This is a genomic window from Prauserella shujinwangii (assembly GCF_003001955.1).
Taxonomy (GTDB): domain Bacteria; phylum Actinomycetota; class Actinomycetes; order Mycobacteriales; family Pseudonocardiaceae; genus Qaidamihabitans; species Qaidamihabitans shujinwangii.
On the sequence record NZ_PVNH01000011.1, the window covers coordinates 84,811 to 100,291 of the forward strand.

Here is a 15,481-nt window from a genome sequence, read left to right on the forward strand (position 1 = left end):
GGACGCGGCTAGGCCCGCTGCCCGCTGACGAGCTCGACCACCGTGATGTCCGGCGGCGCGCCGACGCGCACGGGCGGGCCCCAGAAGCCGGCCCCGCGCGTGACGTACATCGTGGTGCCCTCGACGTCGTAGCGCCCGGCGACGGCACCCTGCTGCAGGCTCACGATCAGCTCGAACGGTGTCAGCTGGCCACCGTGCGTGTGCCCGGCGAGCAGCAGGTCGACGTCGTGGCGCACCGCGTTGTGCAGGTCCGCGGGCTGGTGCGCGAGCAGCACGACCGCCCGGTCCGGATCACGGCCGGCGAGGGCTTTCCCGACGTCGCCACCGTCGTGGTAGAGGTACGCCGTGGCGTCGTTGATGCCCGCGAGGTCGAACACGCCGCCGTTGTGCGTGATCTCCACGTGCTGGTTGCGCAGCGCCCGGATACCAAGTGTCGGCAGGTGCATCAGCCACTGCTCGTACCCGGAGTAGTACTCGTGGTTGCCGGTGACGAAGTAGGTGCCGTGCGTGCTGCGCAGATCGGCCAGCGGCGCCACGGCCTCCGCCAGGTGCTCGACGTCGCCGTCCACGAGGTCACCGACGATGGCCACGGCGTCCGGCCGCTCCGCGTTGATCATGTCGACGATCCGCTGGATGAACGCACGCCCGCTGATCGGGCCCAGATGGACGTCGCTGATGAGGGCGATCCGGAAACCGGAGGCACGCGGGTCGAGCCTGCGCAGCGTGATGGGCACCCGGGTGATCGAGGGGGGCCCCAGGGCCACCGAGGTCCCGTAGCCGACGAGACCCGCAGCCACGGCCCCGGCCACCGCCGCCGATCCCCTCGCCAGCAGCACCCGCCTGCTCACCCCCTGGCGCTCCCCGGTCTCCGGTTCCCGCCGGGCCCAGCGGCGCAGCGCCAGCCTCGGCACCTCCAGCACCAGCAGCGTGAGCAGCACGTAGAAACCCAACGCGAGCCACAGGTAGCCGGGCCAGGCGATCCACCGGGCGATGTCGGGGTCGACGGAGGTGCCGAACACGAGGGCGCCCACGACCAGCAGGAACAGCACGACCAGCGCCGCCGTGCCGATCCGGCGGGACCGGGTGCGCGGGGCCGTCGTGTCGGCGACGAGCCGTTTCCACAGGTACAGGTTGAGAAGGGCGACGACGCCGAACGCCACGACGAAGAACATCAGGGGTTGATGTCCCAGTCCTTCTCGGGCCGGGCCTTGCGGGCCGCCCGGAACTTCTCCAGCGCGTTCACGTCACCGTGCGTGGTGAAGTGCGTGAAGTCGACGCTCACGAACAACCCGCGGGCACGCACGGCCACCGGACCGTCGTCGGCGTCCAGCCTGCCCTCGGCGCTCGCGTAGATCTTGCGGCCGGCGACTCCGTCGAGCTTCGCGGCGATGTGCAGCGTCGAGCCGACCGGCACCGGCCGCCGGAAGTCGGTCTCCAGCTTGCCCGTGACCGCCGGCCTGCGCAGCAGGTTGCCGACGGTGGAGCCGAGCGCCTCGTCGAACGCACACGCCAGCAGCCCGCCGTGGGCGAGACCGGGAGCGCCCTGGTGTGCCTCGGTGACGGTGAACGTCGAGTGCACCACCATGCCGTCACCGACGGCGGAGCGGATGTGCAGTCCCGCGTCCACCTCGTCGCCGCAGCCGAAGCACTGCTCGTAGTGCTGCGGCAGCTTGCTGCCTGGACCGGGTGCGTCCGGATGCGGTTCCACCGGTTCGGTACCGGCCGGAGGCCAGCTTTGCCCAGTTTGCGTCACCCGGACACGCTAACCCGTCGCGAACGGGTCATTCGGCCAGGGCCGACATGGCGGTCCACTCCTGCCAGGAGTAGGTCCAGTCGTGGTAGTCGCCGTCCTTCGGGCCGAGCTGCTGGCTGCTGCCCTCGACCTCGAAGGGGTCGCCCATCAGCGCCATGTCGAAGTACTCCTTCGCGTTGCTGGGCGACAGGTTGATGCAGCCGTGGGAGACGTTGCGTTCGCCCTGGTCGGCCACCGACCAGGGCGCGGCGTGGGTGAACTCGCCGTTGTTGGAGATCCGCACGGCCCACTTCACCTCGAAGTCCTCGTAGCCGTAGCCGGGGTTGTTCATGAAGTACGTCTCGTGCTTGGACATCACGACGTGCGTGCCGCTGCGGGTGACCCGGCCCGGGTCGGACTCGAGACCGAAGCTCGCCGGGTAGTCGGCGATCTTCTCGCCGCCGCGGTAGACGGCCATCCGGTGGGTCTGCGTGTTGGCCTTCACGACCTGTGCCCTGCCGATCGAGAACCTGACCGTGAGGTCCTGCTCGCCGTACGCGCCGTCGGCGAGTTCGATGCCGTAAAGGGGGGCCTTCATGGTCACCTTCGTGCCGGGCGCCCAGTACTCCTTGGGCCGCCAGTGCACCGAGTGGTCGTTCTCCAGCCACGCCCACGAGCCTTGCGTCTCGGGCGTCGTCTCGATCTGCAGTGCCTTCTCGACGGCGGCCTTGTTGGTGACCTTGTCGTCGAACGTGATGCTGATCGGCATGGCGATGCCGTAGGTGCGGTCGTCGCCGACGTTCAGGCGCGCGCCGATGATCCGGTCCGGCTGCACGGTGCTGAAGGATCCCTCGATGGGCACCTGCTCGCCGTTGCCGCCGACGGCGTGACCGGACCAGGTGTAGGTCTTGCCGTAGCCCAGCGGTTCGGTGACCGTCCAGCTCGTGCCGTCGTCGGTGAGCTTGCCCGCGACCTTCTCGCCGCTCTCGTTCTTCAGCGCCACCGACTTGATCGTTCCGTCGGCCACCGTCACCCGCACCGGATCGCGCGGCGCGATCCCCTGCGCACCGTTCGCGGGCTCCGCTGTCACCTTGGCGGCGGGCTGCTGCTCCTCGGTCTCCGCCTGCCCCTGGCCGCCGGCGCCGCCGCCGCTGTCGCCGGTGCACGCGGTCAGCCCCAGCAGGATGGCCAGGACGAGCGCCGCGAGCCCGAACGGCCGCGATGCGCTGTGTGGTTGCCTCACTCGCTTACTCCCCTTGTGTCCCCGTGTACCCACTGACGCCGCACGGGAGCCGCCCGTTGCACGAGGAAGAAGGTGACTGCCGTCACATGTGGTGTTGTCGGGCAGTGGACGGGGTGTCCGCCGAAACGTCCCGTACACCAGTACTTGTCCGCTCGGTACCCATCGTCACTCCTGGCAAACGTCATCGCTCCGGTCGCGTGTTCCGCTACGGGTTCCGCCTCGAATTCCCCCCGGTCGGAGCAATACCCGGCCAAGCCGTGCCACCGGGCTCCGGATGCCGGTACGATCTCGATCAGGCCGTCGTTTTGCGTGTTCGTGGCTTCACACTCGCGGAACTTCTGACGCGAGCCTTGAGCCGTGTGCGCTCTGTCGCTCGTCTCGTTGGAACCGCCCGGGACGGCCTCGGTGTCGCTGACGCGGCATCGATGCGGATCTGTAACGAGGAGTTAGACGGTGGCGCAAGGCACTGTGAAATGGTTCAACGCCGAGAAGGGCTTCGGCTTCATCGCCCAGGACGGCGGCGAGGGCGACGTGTTCGTGCACTACTCGGAGATCCAGGGCACCGGTTTCAAGACCCTGGAGGAGAACCAGCGCGTGGAGTTCGAGGTCGGTCAGGGGCAGAAGGGCCCGCAGGCGCAGAAGGTTCGCGCCATCTGACGACCGAGCGCTTCGCTCGACGAAACGAGCCCCGGCGGTGCTTCCGCCGGCGCTCGCTCGTGTCCGGGGTCCGTCAGCGGAGGCTGCCGCGGATCGGCTGCTCCCACCGCTGGTGGTCGAAGTAGTGCTCGTCGGTCTGGGGTTCGGGGTAGGTGCCGGGCGCCGCCGACAGTGCCCGCGACTCCCACGAGAGGCGCTCGAGCACCCACTCCTGGGCCAGCGCCTGGGGCGATGTTCCGCGCTCGGCGGCGAGCTCCTTGAGCTGTTCGCTGGCCATCAGCGTCATGCGCAGCTGGTACACCTGGGCGCTGCCGAAGCGCTTGCCGGAGCCGGTGCTCTCCCGGTCGTCGGTGTCGGGGGCGAGTGCGGCGAGGTAGCTCGTGAGTTCGTGGTCGTCGACGACCTCGGTCTCACCACGGGAACCGGTGTCGCGGTGGCGACCGTGGCTCACGGGCTTGAGGTTGTTGCGGCTACCGAGCCGTCCGAATGAGGGAAGTGGCACGCGCCCACGATAACGGTTGAGTCTCGACGGCAACGTTGCTGTGACAGTCGCCACACGGCGTGTCGCGAAATTTCCCCTGACGCTGGGCTGTTCGGGGGATCACGACACGGACGTCCGCAGGAGGCGAGCACGCAGCGTCAGGGGGCCTTCACGGGGGCCGGGCGGAAAGGTGCGGACATGGAGAGGCCCCCGCGCCAGGGGGAGGAACGCGGGGGCCGGAGGGGATCTCCACAGGCGCTGACCGGGGGTGTGTCAGCACGTTGATTGTTACACGAGTTCCCCGGATGCCGCGAGGGTTGAATCCGAAAAAGCCTCCTGACCTGTCACTTTGCCGTTGCCGGGCGTTCACCTTCGCCGTCCCGCCCGGATGGCGGCTCAAGTCGACGGAGCGTGCCTGGAGTTTCACTCTCCGGGGGGCTGTGGGCCGCTTCGCGCGCTCGCTAGCCTCGCGGCCACAGATGTCCAGGACCGTGGGAGGAGCCATGAGCGGATCACTCGAAGTTCGACAGTTCCTCCTGCGCTACGACGGAGAAGCGCAGGGTGGCTCCGGCCTCGGTGGGGTGCCGGCGCAGCGCGCCGGGCACGGCGAGGCGCCGCGGATCTCGGACGACCAGGTGCGCAGGGCCCGGCTGGCCGTCGCACGCGGGGCGACCGACGTCGATGACTGCGCGGAGCTGCTCGACATGCTCGGGCTGAAGCCGGACCAGGACGGTCAGCCGCCCGTCCAGCGCTGACGATTGGGCTGCCCAGATGCGCACCCCCTGGTCGCGCACCTGGGCAGCACGGCTCAAAGGTACTGGTCCAGACCGTTGCTGGGCAATCTCCGGTAGTGCGGACCACCCTTGCTGCGCAATCTCTTTCGCTTTCGTGAATCTGGCGACAAGGTTTCCGTAACGCTGTTATCTTCGCGCGGTGTCGAGACGAAGCGACGAGGAGGCGGCGGGGACGCCGATCGAGGCCGCCCGGGTGAGCAGGCCGTTCGTGCAGCGCTGGGGCGGTGCGTTCATGCTCTCGGCGCAGCTCGCGGAGGTGGAACGGGGAGCCGGGCTCCGTTCGCGGGCGCTGTACTTCCGGGGCAGGGCGGGCGTGCTCGGCGAGGTGCCGCCCGCCGTGGTGGCGGATCTGTTCGGAATCTTTCCTGGCTGGTTGCTCGACGCGGTGCTGCCCGCGGCGGCGGAGGCGGTCGGGGCGGCCGAGGCGGTGACGGCGTACCAGGAAGCGGCGTCGCGCTGGGCGAGGGCGACGCTCGCCGGGCTGGCGGAGCCCGAGCGGCTGGCCGGGCTGTTGCGCAGGCTCGTGGAGGCGGCCGAGCCGAGTGGGCTGGCACTGTTCGGCGGCTGGCGCCGGGTGGCGTGGCCGGAGGGCGGCGCCGAGCGGGTGGTGCACGGGCTGAACGTGCTCCGGGAGTATCGCGGAGGCGTGCACTTCGCGGCTCTGCGTGCCGTGGGCCTGACCGTCCCCGAGGCGGTCGTGGCCGACCCCGAGGGCGGGCGCGGGCGGCTGCTGCGGACGGCGTGGCGGCCCGAAGCGGCGGAGGAGTTGATAGCCCGCGCCGAGGCCAAGCCGGGCCTGCGGGAGCGCTGGCACCGGGCGCAGCGGATGACCGACGAGCGGATGGGCGAGCTGATCGAGGACGGGCTGGCGGAGCCGGAGTGGGCGGAGTTGACCGGCCGCCTGCGCGCGCTCGACGCGACGGCGCGGAGCTGATCGGTGTTTGCGCAGGTGGCCGGGTCGCCGGAGAGTTAGGGGTACCCGCTTTGAAAGGGGTTGGGAGGGTGCCCTATGCTAGTAATCGCTCCCAGGGGGACCTGGGGAAGTGCGGTCGGTCGGTTCGCCGAAATCGACTGGGCTCCCATCGTCCAGCGGCCTAGGACTCCGCCCTTTCAAGGCGGCAACGCGGGTTCGAATCCCGTTGGGAGTACGCAGTACAGACAAGTACACATGGCCCTGTGGCGCAGTTGGTTAGCGCGCCGCCCTGTCACGGCGGAGGTCGCGGGTTCAAGTCCCGTCAGGGTCGCCAGAGCGTTCGGTTCCGTGCCGGCGTTTCCGGCCAGGTAGCTCAGTTGGTACGAGCGTCCGCCTGAAAAGCGGAAGGTCGCCGGTTCGACCCCGGCCCTGGCCACACCGTTGACCTGCAGAAAAGGCCCCCGTCTGAAGTTGGCGGGGGCCATTCCGCGTTTCAGGGTCCAGCCAGGGGCTCAGTTGGGGGTTCGGAAGTACCTGCCCCGAACCCCCGCTGTCCCCCAAGGCCACCTTGGTTGCGCCCACCCGTCTCCCACCGCCACCCAGAAGGAGACGCTCCGCGTCGCTGTGCTCGACTCCAGCAACCAAGTGGCCTTGGGGGACAAAGTGAGCGCGAGGGGAGATTCCGCGGGGTGGTGTCGATCGGGGCGGGTGGCGTTCGTGTACGGGGTGAGCGAACCTGTTGCCCAGCGAACGAGGAGGCCACCATGGCGCAGTACCTGCTCACCATCTACCAGCCCGACGGTGACCCGCCGCCGCCCGAGATCCTGGACCCGATCATGCGCGACGTCGAGGCCGTCAATGCCGAGATGCGCGAGGCGGGCGCCTGGGTGTTCTCCGGCGGCCTGCTCCCGCCGAGCTCGGCCACCGTCGTGCAGGTGAAGGAGAGCGAGGCCCTCGTCACCGACGGTCCCTACCTGGAGGGCAAGGAGCACGTCGGCGGCTTCACGGTGATCGAGGCGCCGGATCTCGACGCCGCGCTGGAGTGGGGGCACAAGCTGGCCAGGGCGATCACGCTGCCCATCGAGGTCCGGCCGATGGCGTTCGGTTTCTGCGGTTGAGGTCCGATCGTCCCATTGCCCTCGGTGCCGCCGGCAGGTAGACAGGGCTGCCCCGGCGGCACCACAGGGAGGACCGATCGATGCGTTTCCCGCTCATCCGCAGAGCCGACGAGGACATCGAGGGGCCGCAGCGCACGGCGAAGGGCGCGCGGGTGGGCCTGCGCGCCGGGCGCGCCGGGTAGGGACCGCGGTGGATGTCGAGACGCTGCTCGGCTGGGTCCGCGAGGGGCAGGAGCGCCTCGAGCGCACCGTCGCCGACCTGCCCGAGCATGCCGTCGCCGCCCCCTCGGCGCTGCCCGGCTGGACCCGCGGACACGTCCTCACCCACGTGGCCCGCAACGCCGACGCGCTGGTGAACCTGCTGACGTGGGCGCGCACCGGGGTGCGGACCCCGATGTACTCCTCGCCGGACCAGCGCAACGCCGACATCGAGGCCGGTGCCCGGCGGGCGCTCGCCGAGCAGCGGGCCGATCTGGAAACGTCCGCGCGGCGCTTCGCCGAGGCGGCCGGGTCGATGACGACCGACGACTGGGCGGCCACGGTCACCAACGCACAGGGCGTGGACATTCCCGCCGCGCAGATCCCGTGGTTGCGGGTGCGCGAGGTGTGGATCCACCACGTGGACCTGGATGCCGGTGTCGGGATGGACGTGCTGCCGGCGGAACTGGCCTGGGCACTGGTGCGTGAGGTCGCGGGCTGGATGTCGGCGAGGATCGACGGCGGCGTCGACCTCGTCGCCGAGGGGCACGGCCGCGTGCCGCTCGGCTCCGGCACCCGGGAGGGGGAGATCGCCGGAACACCACAGTTCCTGGCCGCCTGGCTCACCGGACGCGGGAACGCGGACCGGCTCCGGCCCACCGTTCCGGTTCCGGAGCTGCCGCGCTGGCTCTGACCCCCGATCGAGTTATCCACAGGTGGACGCCTTGTGGGCAAACCTGTGGATAACTTCGGGGTCCGCTCACCCGCCGGTCGCGGACAGCCACAGCCGCACCGCGAGGCCGAGGCCGGCGAGCGCGATCGCGATGCGCAACGGCCGCTCGGGCAACCGCCGCACGATTCGCGGCCCGGTCCAGCTGCCCACGAGGCAGCCGAGGCCCAGCAGGCCCGCCGCGGCCCAGTCGACCGGCGCCAGGAACGCGTACGCCACGGCCGCGGTCACGTTGGCCGCGCCCGTGACGATGTTCTTCACGGCGTTGGTCACCGGCAGCGGTTCCGTGACCGACACGGAGAGCACCGCCAGCATCAGCACTCCGGCCGCGGCGCCGAAGTACCCGCCGTACAACCCGATCAGCACCACGGCGACGGCGAGCCCGGCGGTCAGGCGCGGCGCGCCGCCGCGGGCGCTCGCCCGCTCGTCGGCCAGCCTGCGCACCGGTTCCCGGACCAGCAGCAGCACCGAGCCGAGCGCGATGAGCCACGGCACGATCAGCTCGAACGTCCGTGCCGATGTGGTGAGCAGCAGATAGGCCCCGATCGACCCGCCCACGGCGGCGAGGACCATCAGCCTGGCCAGCCGCAGCAACTGGCCGCGCAGCTCGCGCCGGGAACCGACGGCCGCGCCCACCGTGGTGGAGAACAGCGCCACCGTGTTGGTCACGTTCGCCGCGATCGGCGGCAGCCCGGCGGCGAGCAGGGCCGGGTAGCTGAACAGTGACGCCAGCCCGGCGACCGAGCCGGCCAGGCCCGCGCCGACGCCCGCGAGCACGAGCAACGCGATCGAGTCGAGGGCCAACCTAGATCCCGGTCGGCAGGTCCGCTCCGGACAGGTCGACCGGGGCCATCTGCTCGATCGCCAGCCGCGTGCGGCGCATCGCGTCGAGGATCTCCCCGGTGCGCCGCTCGTCGAGGCTGTGCACGGGGATCGAGCAGCTGATCGCGTCGATGGCCGGACTCGCGTACCGCAGCACGAATCCGAAACAGCGCACCCCGGCGGAGTTCTCCTCGTCGTCGATCGCGTACCCCCGCTCGCGCGTGCGGCGCAGGTCAGCCAGCAGCACGTCGTGGTCGACGATCGTCTTGGGGGTGAGCGGGGTCAGCTCCTGTGGGACGTGTGGTCCGATTCCGGACTCGAGCCGTTCGGCCAGCAGCGACTTGCCCATCGCGGTGCTGAACGCGGGCAGCCGCCTGCCCACCCGGCTGAACGGGCGCACGTACCTGGTCGACTCCTTGGTGGCCAGATAGACGATGTCCCCGCGATCCAGGCGTCCGAAGTGGATGGTCTCGTTCAGCTCGGCGCTGAGATCGGCGATGTGGGGCTGCGCGATGCGCAGGTAAGGATCCGTGTCCAAATAGGTCGTTCCCGCCAGCAGGGCTCTGATCCCGATGCTGTACTGCGTCCCCGTGGCGTCGGCCCGCACCCAGCCACGCTCGACGAGCGTGCGGATGAGCGCGTACACACTGCTGCGCGGGGCGTCGAGCGCGTCGCTCAGCTCACGCAGGCGGGCGGGCCGGTTCTGCCGCGAGGCGAGCAGCTCCAGCAGATCGACGGTCCGGGCGGCGGACTTGACCCCGCGCACGCCCCGCTCGGGCTCGCCATCCACGTCGTCCGCTCCTCCTCGTCGATGCCGCCGGTGTTCTCTCGAGGAGGTTACCAGCATGACACTTGTCTACATATGAAGACAAGGTGAGAGGGTTTCCGTCGCCGCCCGCGGGGAACACCGCGCGGGTGCCAGAGCATCCTCCCCGGCCGGGCCCACCGCGCGACGTGCGCGACCGCCTCCGCCGTACCGCCGAGGAAACCTTCGGCTGGTCGGACCTCTCTCCCGAACAGCTCGCGGCGATGGAGCACCTGCTCGACGGACGGGACACGCTCGTCGTCATGCCGACCGGTGCCGGCAAGTCCGCCATCTACCAGGTGCCCGCGTTGCTGCTGCCGGGCCCGACGGTCGTCGTGTCCCCGCTCATCGCCCTGCAGCACGACCAGGCCGCGCAGATCGGGGACAGCGAGGCGCCCGACGCCGTCGCCGTGAACTCGGCGCAGCGGCGCACCGACAGCGAGCGGTCCTGGGCGGCGGTGGGCTCGGGCGACGCCGAGTACCTCTTCCTCGCCCCGGAGCAGCTGGCCAAGGACGAGGTCGTCGCCGAGCTGCGGCAGGTGGGCCCGACGCTGTTCGTCGTGGACGAGGCCCACTGCATCTCGGTGTGGGGCCACGACTTCCGGCCCGACTACCTGCGGCTCGGGCACGTCGTCGAGCAGCTCGGTCACCCGAGGGTGCTCGCGCTCACCGCGACCGCGAGCCAGCCGGTGCGGGATGACATCGTCGACCGGCTCGGCATGCGGGACCCGGCGCGAGTCGTGGCCGGGTTCGACCGGCCCGAGCTGTACCTGGAGGTGCGCCGGTTCGCCGACGACGACAGCAAGCGCGCCGCGGTGGTGGACTGGACCGTCGCCGCCGACAAGCCGGGGCTCGTCTACGCGGCCAGCCGCAGGGACACCGAACGCTACGCCGCGGAACTCGCCGCGCGGGGCATCCGCGCCGCGGCCTTCCACGCCGGGATCGACCGCGCGGAGAAGGCACGCGTGCACGAGCGCTTTCTCGCCGACGAGCTGGACGTCGTGGTGGCGACCTCCGCCTTCGGGATGGGTATCGACAAGCCCAACGTCCGGTTCGTCGCGCACGCCTCGGCGCCGGAGTCGCTCGACTCCTACTACCAGCAGATCGGGCGCGCCGGGCGCGACGAACGGCGGGCCGACGCGGTGCTGTTCTACCGGCCGCAGGACCTCGGCCTGCAACGCTTCCTCACCGCACGGCGCTTCGACGCCGACAGCGTGCGTGAGGTGGCCGAGGCGGTGCGCGACCACGAGGGGCCGGCGAGCCCGCAGGACGTGGACCGGGAGGTCGGGCACAGTCACCGGAGGACGATGCGCAGCCTCGACCTGCTGTACGACGCCGATGTCCTCCGGCCCACCGCCGAGGGCCGGTTCGACCTCGGCCGCGAAGACCCGGGCACCGAGGAGGCCGTGGACCGGGTGGCGGGGGAGTTCGAGCGCCGCGAGCGTCTCGGCCGCTCCCGTATCGAGATCATGCGGCACTACGCCGAGACGCGTTCGTGCCGCCGCCGCTACCTGCTCGGCTACTTCGGTGAACCACTCGAACGGCCGTGCGGGTTCTGCGACACGTGCGCCGCGGGCACCGCGCAGGAACACACGACCTCGGCCGCCACCGACGCCGAGTTCCCCGCCGACACCCGCGTGCGGCACCGCGAGTGGGGCAGCGGCACGGTGGTCTACCACGAGGACGACCGGCTCACGGTCCTCTTCGACGACCTCGGCTACCGCACGCTGTCCATGCCCGCCGTTCGCCGGGGCCGCCTGCTCACCAGGGAGTGAGGGTTCACCGCTCGCCACCCGTGCCGGTGCGGTCCTCCAGCATCGTCCGGCCATCAGGTCTCCCCCGGCTGCGCCAAGGGCATTCACGTCGAGTACCACCCGGTCGATCGACGGAACCGGTTTGGCACGGGTGTCCGGCGGCTACTCCTGCGTCCCGGACGCAATTGCCCGTTCCCGAGTGAAGGGGGCCGCCGTGACCGAAGCACGCGCGAGTCGAACCAGGACCAGACCGGTACAGCGCGTCGCCGCGCTGGTCGGCGCGGTGTTCCTGGTGGTCGGCGTACTGGGGTTCATCCCCGGCGTCACCACCAACTACGACCAGCTCGAATGGGCGGGCCCGGACGCGGACGCGATGCTGTTCGGCGTCTTCGCCGTATCCATCCTGCACAACCTGGTGCACCTTGCCTTCGGGGTGCTGGGCCTGGCCGCGGCCATGTCCGCCGCGATGTCCAGGATCTTCCTGCTGGTCGGCGGCTTGGTGTACCTGATCCTGACCGCGTACGGCGTGTGGGTGGACCTGTCCAGCGACGCGAACTTCATTCCCGTCAACACGCCCGACAACTGGCTGCACCTCGGTCTCGGTGTCGGCATGATCGCCGCGGCGCTGGTGGCCACGGCGATCGAGCGCAGGCGGATCGGCTGACGGTCAGCGACGCCCGTACCAGGTGTCGCCGACGACGATGTCGGCGACACCCCGGGCCTCGCAGTACGCCAGCAGATCGGACATGCGGTTAAGAAAGCCGTTGCCCTTGTGGTTCAGCGAGGTGTTGCACAGGATGCCGGTGCCGCACCGCTCGGTGCCGTCCACCTGCGCCCGCTGCTTGATCTCGTTGAGCCGGTCCCGGGTGGCGGCCTGGAACGGCTCCGCGAGCAACGAGCGCGCGAGCGGTCCACCGCGCCGGGCCGGGTTCGGCGTCGTGCCGGAACTCGAGTCCGCTGTAGACATCCCAGTCGATGTGCGGGTCTCCCTCGATGATGCACGGCGGCACGAACACCGACGAGAAGCCGTCCCGCCGCCACCGTTCGCTCCAGTCGCAGTTGAGTCCGCAGCCACCGGAGATCCGCAGCGGCACACCCTCGGGCAGCTCGTCCCGAGCCGCCCGCGCGAACACCTGGTACAGCCGGTCGGTGAGCAGTGCGGCGGCGTGTTTGGCCACTTCGGACTCCACTCCCGCGTTGTACCCGGGGGAGTCGCGGAACCGCTCCTTCGGTGCCGGGTACAGCGAGTCCAGGGTGAGGATCCGCTCCACGGTGTCCGCGAGCAGCGGGTCGGCCGCCTTCGCGTCGCCGTACGCGGCCAGCGCCATGAGCTTGCCGCTCACGCCCAGATCGGGCACGGCGCCCGAGTCGGGGAAGGTGGGGTCGGCCAGTGCGTAGCGGAACGCGTACCTGGCGCCGGGCGCCGACAGCACCGGAATCTCCCGGCACACCCGGTACCGCTCGTCCACCAGGTAGAAGGCCCCGGTGACGCCCTCCCACACCAGGACGGCCTGCTGCCCGGGGCGTTCCAGCCGGGGAACCCTGCCCAGCGCCATCATGATGTGCGACCGGACGTGCGAGGACGAGAGGTACTCCGCCTGCCTGCCGAACCACGTCGTCCACCCGCGGCTCGGTGCGTGCGTGCCGTGGTACCCGGCCGCGATCGGTTGCCGTCCCGCCTGCCAGCCGCCGGGCGCCAGCACATCGGGCGGGGCGTCGATGGCCTCCGCCACGTCCCGGAGTGTGCTCGGGGTGAAGGCGGCGTGGCGCGGGAACGAATCCTTCTCCAACTCGATCGACAGGGCCAGTCGCCTGTTCTCGATGACGGCCATACCACCGTCGTGGCCCGGCTTCAGGTCGGCTACCAGCTCACATCCCTGTGCTCGTCTTCGGCAGGACCGCCCCTGCTGGTACCCCCGGCGCGCTGCGGCAAACGGTGCCCTGATGGGGCGGTACCTGTTTTGGCTGCGGCCCATTCGGGGACTTCCTTGGCGACCAGCTCGACGCGGACGAGGACCCGAGGAGGCTCGTGTGATCACCATCGCGGGGATGAGCCCGCAGGCGGCGATCCTGCTCGCCCGCCTGCGCCTCGCCCGTCGCAAACGCGTTTACGCCGACCTCGGCACGTTTCACGAGAGCATCAGGGAGAACCAGCGGAGCGACCCGGCACGGCCCCCGGCGTGGGTGCACGACCAGGTGTCCGTGCGCTGCACCGAGGTCCGGGGCAGGCCGTGTTACACGCTCGAACCGTTCCGCCCGGCACGTGGCAAGCACGTCCTGTACTTCCACGGCGGCGCCTACGTCCACCAGATCCTGAGCGACCACTGGGCGTTCTTCGTCCGGCTGATCGAGCGGACCGGGTGCACGGTGACGGCGGTGATCTATCCACTGGCGCCCCAGCACACCTGCGCGGACACGGTGCCCATGGTGGCGGCCGCCTACGACGAGATCCTCGGCCAGGTCGATCCCGCCGACCAGGTCCTCATGGGGGACTCGGCGGGCGGCGCGCTGACCCTGGTCATCGCCGAATCCCTGGAGGAGGCGGGCAGGCCACAACCCAAGGAGGTCGTGCTGCTCTCCCCGTGGCTGGACGTGACGATGACCGACCCCCGGCAGCCGGAGCTGGACCGCAAGGACCCCTACCTGGCCGTCAACGGGCTGCGTGCGGCGGGCCGGATGTACGCCGACAACCGGAACCCGCGCGATCCGCGGGTCAGTCCGCTGTTCGGGCCGCTGTCCGCCCTCGACCGCGTCAGCGTGTTCGTCGGCACGAGGGACGTCCTGCTCGCCGATGCCAGGAACCTGCGCGACGAGGCCGAGCGGCGCGGTGTCGAGATCGCCTACCACGAGTACGAGCAGATGATCCACGCCTGGCCGCTCATGTCGATCCCCGAGGGCAGGGACGCGCTGGAGCGCATCGCGAGCCTCGTCGAGCGCGCTCCCGTGCCTGGTCACCCCTCGTGACCGCGCAACGTGGTGAGCACCACGTTGCTCACTCACGAGTCGTGGAGTCCCGGATCACGAGCTCCGGTTTGAACATCACCTGCTGGTGGGCGTGGGTCTCCGGGTGGTCGCACTCCTCCACCAGCAGCTGGGCGGCCGCACGGCCGATCTGCTGCGTCGGCTGGCGGATCGAGGTCAGCGGAACGGCGGCGTCGGCGGCGAACTCGATGTCGTCGTAGCCGACGATCGCGAGGTCGTCCGGGACGCGGCGGCCCGTGTTCAGCGCCGCCCGCAGCACGCCGAGGGCCATCAGGTCGTTCGCGCAGAACACCGCGGTGGTGGCCCGGTCGTCGGCGAACCGGGCGCGGGCGGCGTCGTGCGCGGTGCGCGCGTTCATCGCCCGTTCCTCCACGACGTCGATCACCTCGCCGGGGTCGAGGCCGGCGGCGGCGACGGCCTGGCGCAGGCCGGTGAGCCGGTCGGCGCACTGCCGCAGGCCGAGCGGCCCGGTCAGGTACAGGATCCGCTCGTGCCCGAGGCCCAGCAGGTGCGCTCCGGCCAGCTCGCCGCCGACGACGTCGTCCACCGCCACCGAGCAGCAGTTGACGCGCGGATCGTGGCGGTCCACCAGAACGGTGGGCGTACCCCGCCTGCGCAGCGCGTCGAGCCGCTCCGAGCCGACCTCGATCGGCGTGATCAGCACGCCCCGCACCCGCTGCTCCTCCAGCACCTGCAGGTAGCGGTTCTCCCTGGACGGCTGGTCGTCGGAGTTGCACAGTACGACCGCGTAGCCGAGCTCGTCCGCGACGTCCTCGGCGCCGCGGGCGACGTCGTGGAAGAACGGGTTGGCCATGTCGAGCACGATCAGCCCGATGGAGCGGCTCGTGCCCGCCCGCAGCTGCGCCGCGGAGGAGTTGCGCACGAAACCGAGTGCGGAGATCGCGGCCTGCACCGCGGCCCGGGTGCTGTCGGCGACGCGTTCGGGGTGGTTGAGGACGTTGGACACGGTGCCGACCGAGACGCCGGCGCGTTCGGCGACGTCCTTGATGCTCGGAGACATTGCCTTCGATCCTCGCTCTTGAAACGTGTCAGCGCACAACCCGTGTGACACCCCGTGTCGTCGGGTGCACGCTAGCACGGGCGGCGCGGGACCTGGTACGCCGGATCGTTACCAACGGCCCGTCACTGGAGGTCTTGACGGGTGGGATCGCCTCCCCTACGTTGAGCGCCACTGTGTGAAACGTTTCATGCCGACACGTTTCCTGGTCTCCAACGAGGGAGGGCATCGTGG

The 15,481-nt window shown here is 70.6% G+C and carries 16 protein-coding genes and 3 tRNA genes; 11 read left to right on the forward strand and 8 right to left on the reverse strand.

Annotation, left to right across the window (positions count from 1 at the left end):
• Nucleotides 1-8: 8 nt before the first annotated feature.
• The 3 genes from B0I33_RS24560 to B0I33_RS24570 are packed head-to-tail and all read right to left on the reverse strand — an operon-like array spanning nucleotide 9 to nucleotide 2,975.
• Entirely contained in the window at nucleotides 9-1,172 is a 1,164-nt protein-coding gene (locus B0I33_RS24560; protein ID WP_106181252.1) for a metallophosphoesterase, read from the reverse strand.
• Nucleotides 1,172-1,753 carry a PaaI family thioesterase gene (locus B0I33_RS24565; RefSeq protein WP_106181253.1) on the reverse strand — a complete coding sequence of 194 codons (582 nt, stop codon included), beginning with the start codon at nucleotides 1,751-1,753 and terminating at the stop codon, nucleotides 1,172-1,174. Before B0I33_RS24565 ends, B0I33_RS24560 begins: the two co-directional genes overlap by 1 nt.
• Before the next feature lie 28 nt (nucleotides 1,754-1,781).
• Complete coding sequence (locus B0I33_RS24570; RefSeq protein ID WP_106181254.1) at nucleotides 1,782-2,975, reverse strand: L,D-transpeptidase; 1,194 nt, start codon at nucleotides 2,973-2,975, stop codon at nucleotides 1,782-1,784.
• 453 nt (nucleotides 2,976-3,428) lie between these two features.
• Here B0I33_RS24570 and B0I33_RS24575 point away from each other — a divergent pair, with 453 nt between their 5' ends.
• Entirely contained in the window at nucleotides 3,429-3,632 is a 204-nt protein-coding gene (locus B0I33_RS24575; RefSeq protein ID WP_106181255.1) for a cold-shock protein, read from the forward strand.
• Nucleotides 3,633-3,705: 73 nt separating this feature from the next.
• Here the strand turns inward: B0I33_RS24575 and B0I33_RS24580 are convergent, their stop codons facing one another.
• Nucleotides 3,706-4,134, reverse strand: coding sequence for a hypothetical protein (locus B0I33_RS24580; RefSeq protein WP_106181256.1), 429 nt, complete (start codon nucleotides 4,132-4,134; stop codon nucleotides 3,706-3,708).
• A 482-nt stretch (nucleotides 4,135-4,616) separates the two neighbouring features.
• Here B0I33_RS24580 and B0I33_RS24585 point away from each other — a divergent pair, with 482 nt between their 5' ends.
• The 7 genes from B0I33_RS24585 (at nucleotide 4,617) to B0I33_RS24615 (ending at nucleotide 7,830) form a co-directional block, all read left to right on the forward strand.
• A complete protein-coding gene (locus B0I33_RS24585) occupies nucleotides 4,617-4,868 on the forward strand; it encodes a hypothetical protein (protein WP_106181433.1) in 252 nt (83 codons plus the stop codon).
• A gap of 178 nt (nucleotides 4,869-5,046) precedes the next feature.
• Nucleotides 5,047-5,841, forward strand: a complete 795-nt coding sequence (locus B0I33_RS24590; protein ID WP_245901019.1) for an SCO6745 family protein — start codon at nucleotides 5,047-5,049, stop codon at nucleotides 5,839-5,841.
• Between the two features lie 141 nt (nucleotides 5,842-5,982).
• A tRNA-Glu gene (locus B0I33_RS24595) sits at nucleotides 5,983-6,055 on the forward strand.
• A 22-nt stretch (nucleotides 6,056-6,077) separates the two neighbouring features.
• Nucleotides 6,078-6,154 (forward strand) — tRNA-Asp (locus tag B0I33_RS24600).
• A gap of 28 nt (nucleotides 6,155-6,182) precedes the next feature.
• Nucleotides 6,183-6,256, forward strand: a tRNA-Phe gene (locus tag B0I33_RS24605).
• A gap of 328 nt (nucleotides 6,257-6,584) precedes the next feature.
• The gene (locus B0I33_RS24610) at nucleotides 6,585-6,938 is read left to right on the forward strand and encodes a YciI family protein (protein ID WP_106181257.1); all 354 of its coding nucleotides are present in this window, start codon (nucleotides 6,585-6,587) and stop codon (nucleotides 6,936-6,938) included.
• A gap of 190 nt (nucleotides 6,939-7,128) precedes the next feature.
• Nucleotides 7,129-7,830 (forward strand): maleylpyruvate isomerase family mycothiol-dependent enzyme, encoded by a 702-nt coding sequence (locus tag B0I33_RS24615; RefSeq protein ID WP_181193439.1) that lies wholly within the window; start codon nucleotides 7,129-7,131, stop codon nucleotides 7,828-7,830.
• A 66-nt stretch (nucleotides 7,831-7,896) separates the two neighbouring features.
• Here B0I33_RS24615 and B0I33_RS24620 read toward each other — a convergent pair whose 3' ends face one another.
• Both B0I33_RS24620 and B0I33_RS24625 read right to left on the reverse strand, forming a co-directional pair.
• Nucleotides 7,897-8,670 (reverse strand): sulfite exporter TauE/SafE family protein, encoded by a 774-nt coding sequence (locus B0I33_RS24620; RefSeq protein WP_106181259.1) that lies wholly within the window; start codon nucleotides 8,668-8,670, stop codon nucleotides 7,897-7,899.
• 1 nt (nucleotide 8,671) lies between these two features.
• Complete coding sequence (locus B0I33_RS24625) at nucleotides 8,672-9,478, reverse strand: IclR family transcriptional regulator (protein ID WP_245901020.1); 807 nt, start codon at nucleotides 9,476-9,478, stop codon at nucleotides 8,672-8,674.
• 125 nt (nucleotides 9,479-9,603) lie between these two features.
• On the opposite strand from B0I33_RS24625, the gene B0I33_RS24630 reads away from it, so the two are divergent.
• Together B0I33_RS24630 and B0I33_RS24635 are read left to right on the forward strand one after the other, a co-directional pair.
• On the forward strand, nucleotides 9,604-11,268 hold the full coding sequence (locus B0I33_RS24630) for a RecQ family ATP-dependent DNA helicase (RefSeq protein WP_245901022.1): 1,665 nt from the start codon (nucleotides 9,604-9,606) through the stop codon (nucleotides 11,266-11,268).
• Nucleotides 11,269-11,461: 193 nt separating this feature from the next.
• Nucleotides 11,462-11,911 (forward strand): DUF4383 domain-containing protein, encoded by a 450-nt coding sequence (locus B0I33_RS24635; protein WP_106181435.1) that lies wholly within the window; start codon nucleotides 11,462-11,464, stop codon nucleotides 11,909-11,911.
• Nucleotides 11,912-11,999: 88 nt separating this feature from the next.
• Here the strand turns inward: B0I33_RS24635 and B0I33_RS24640 are convergent, their stop codons facing one another.
• Nucleotides 12,000-13,079 (reverse strand): hypothetical protein, encoded by a 1,080-nt coding sequence (locus B0I33_RS24640; protein WP_219927258.1) that lies wholly within the window; start codon nucleotides 13,077-13,079, stop codon nucleotides 12,000-12,002.
• Between the two features lie 199 nt (nucleotides 13,080-13,278).
• Here B0I33_RS24640 and B0I33_RS24645 point away from each other — a divergent pair, with 199 nt between their 5' ends.
• The gene (locus tag B0I33_RS24645) at nucleotides 13,279-14,211 is read left to right on the forward strand and encodes an alpha/beta hydrolase fold domain-containing protein (RefSeq protein ID WP_245901024.1); all 933 of its coding nucleotides are present in this window, start codon (nucleotides 13,279-13,281) and stop codon (nucleotides 14,209-14,211) included.
• Between the two features lie 28 nt (nucleotides 14,212-14,239).
• Here the strand turns inward: B0I33_RS24645 and B0I33_RS24650 are convergent, their stop codons facing one another.
• Entirely contained in the window at nucleotides 14,240-15,250 is a 1,011-nt protein-coding gene (locus B0I33_RS24650) for a LacI family DNA-binding transcriptional regulator (protein ID WP_106181262.1), read from the reverse strand.
• Nucleotides 15,251-15,481 lie beyond the last annotated feature (231 nt).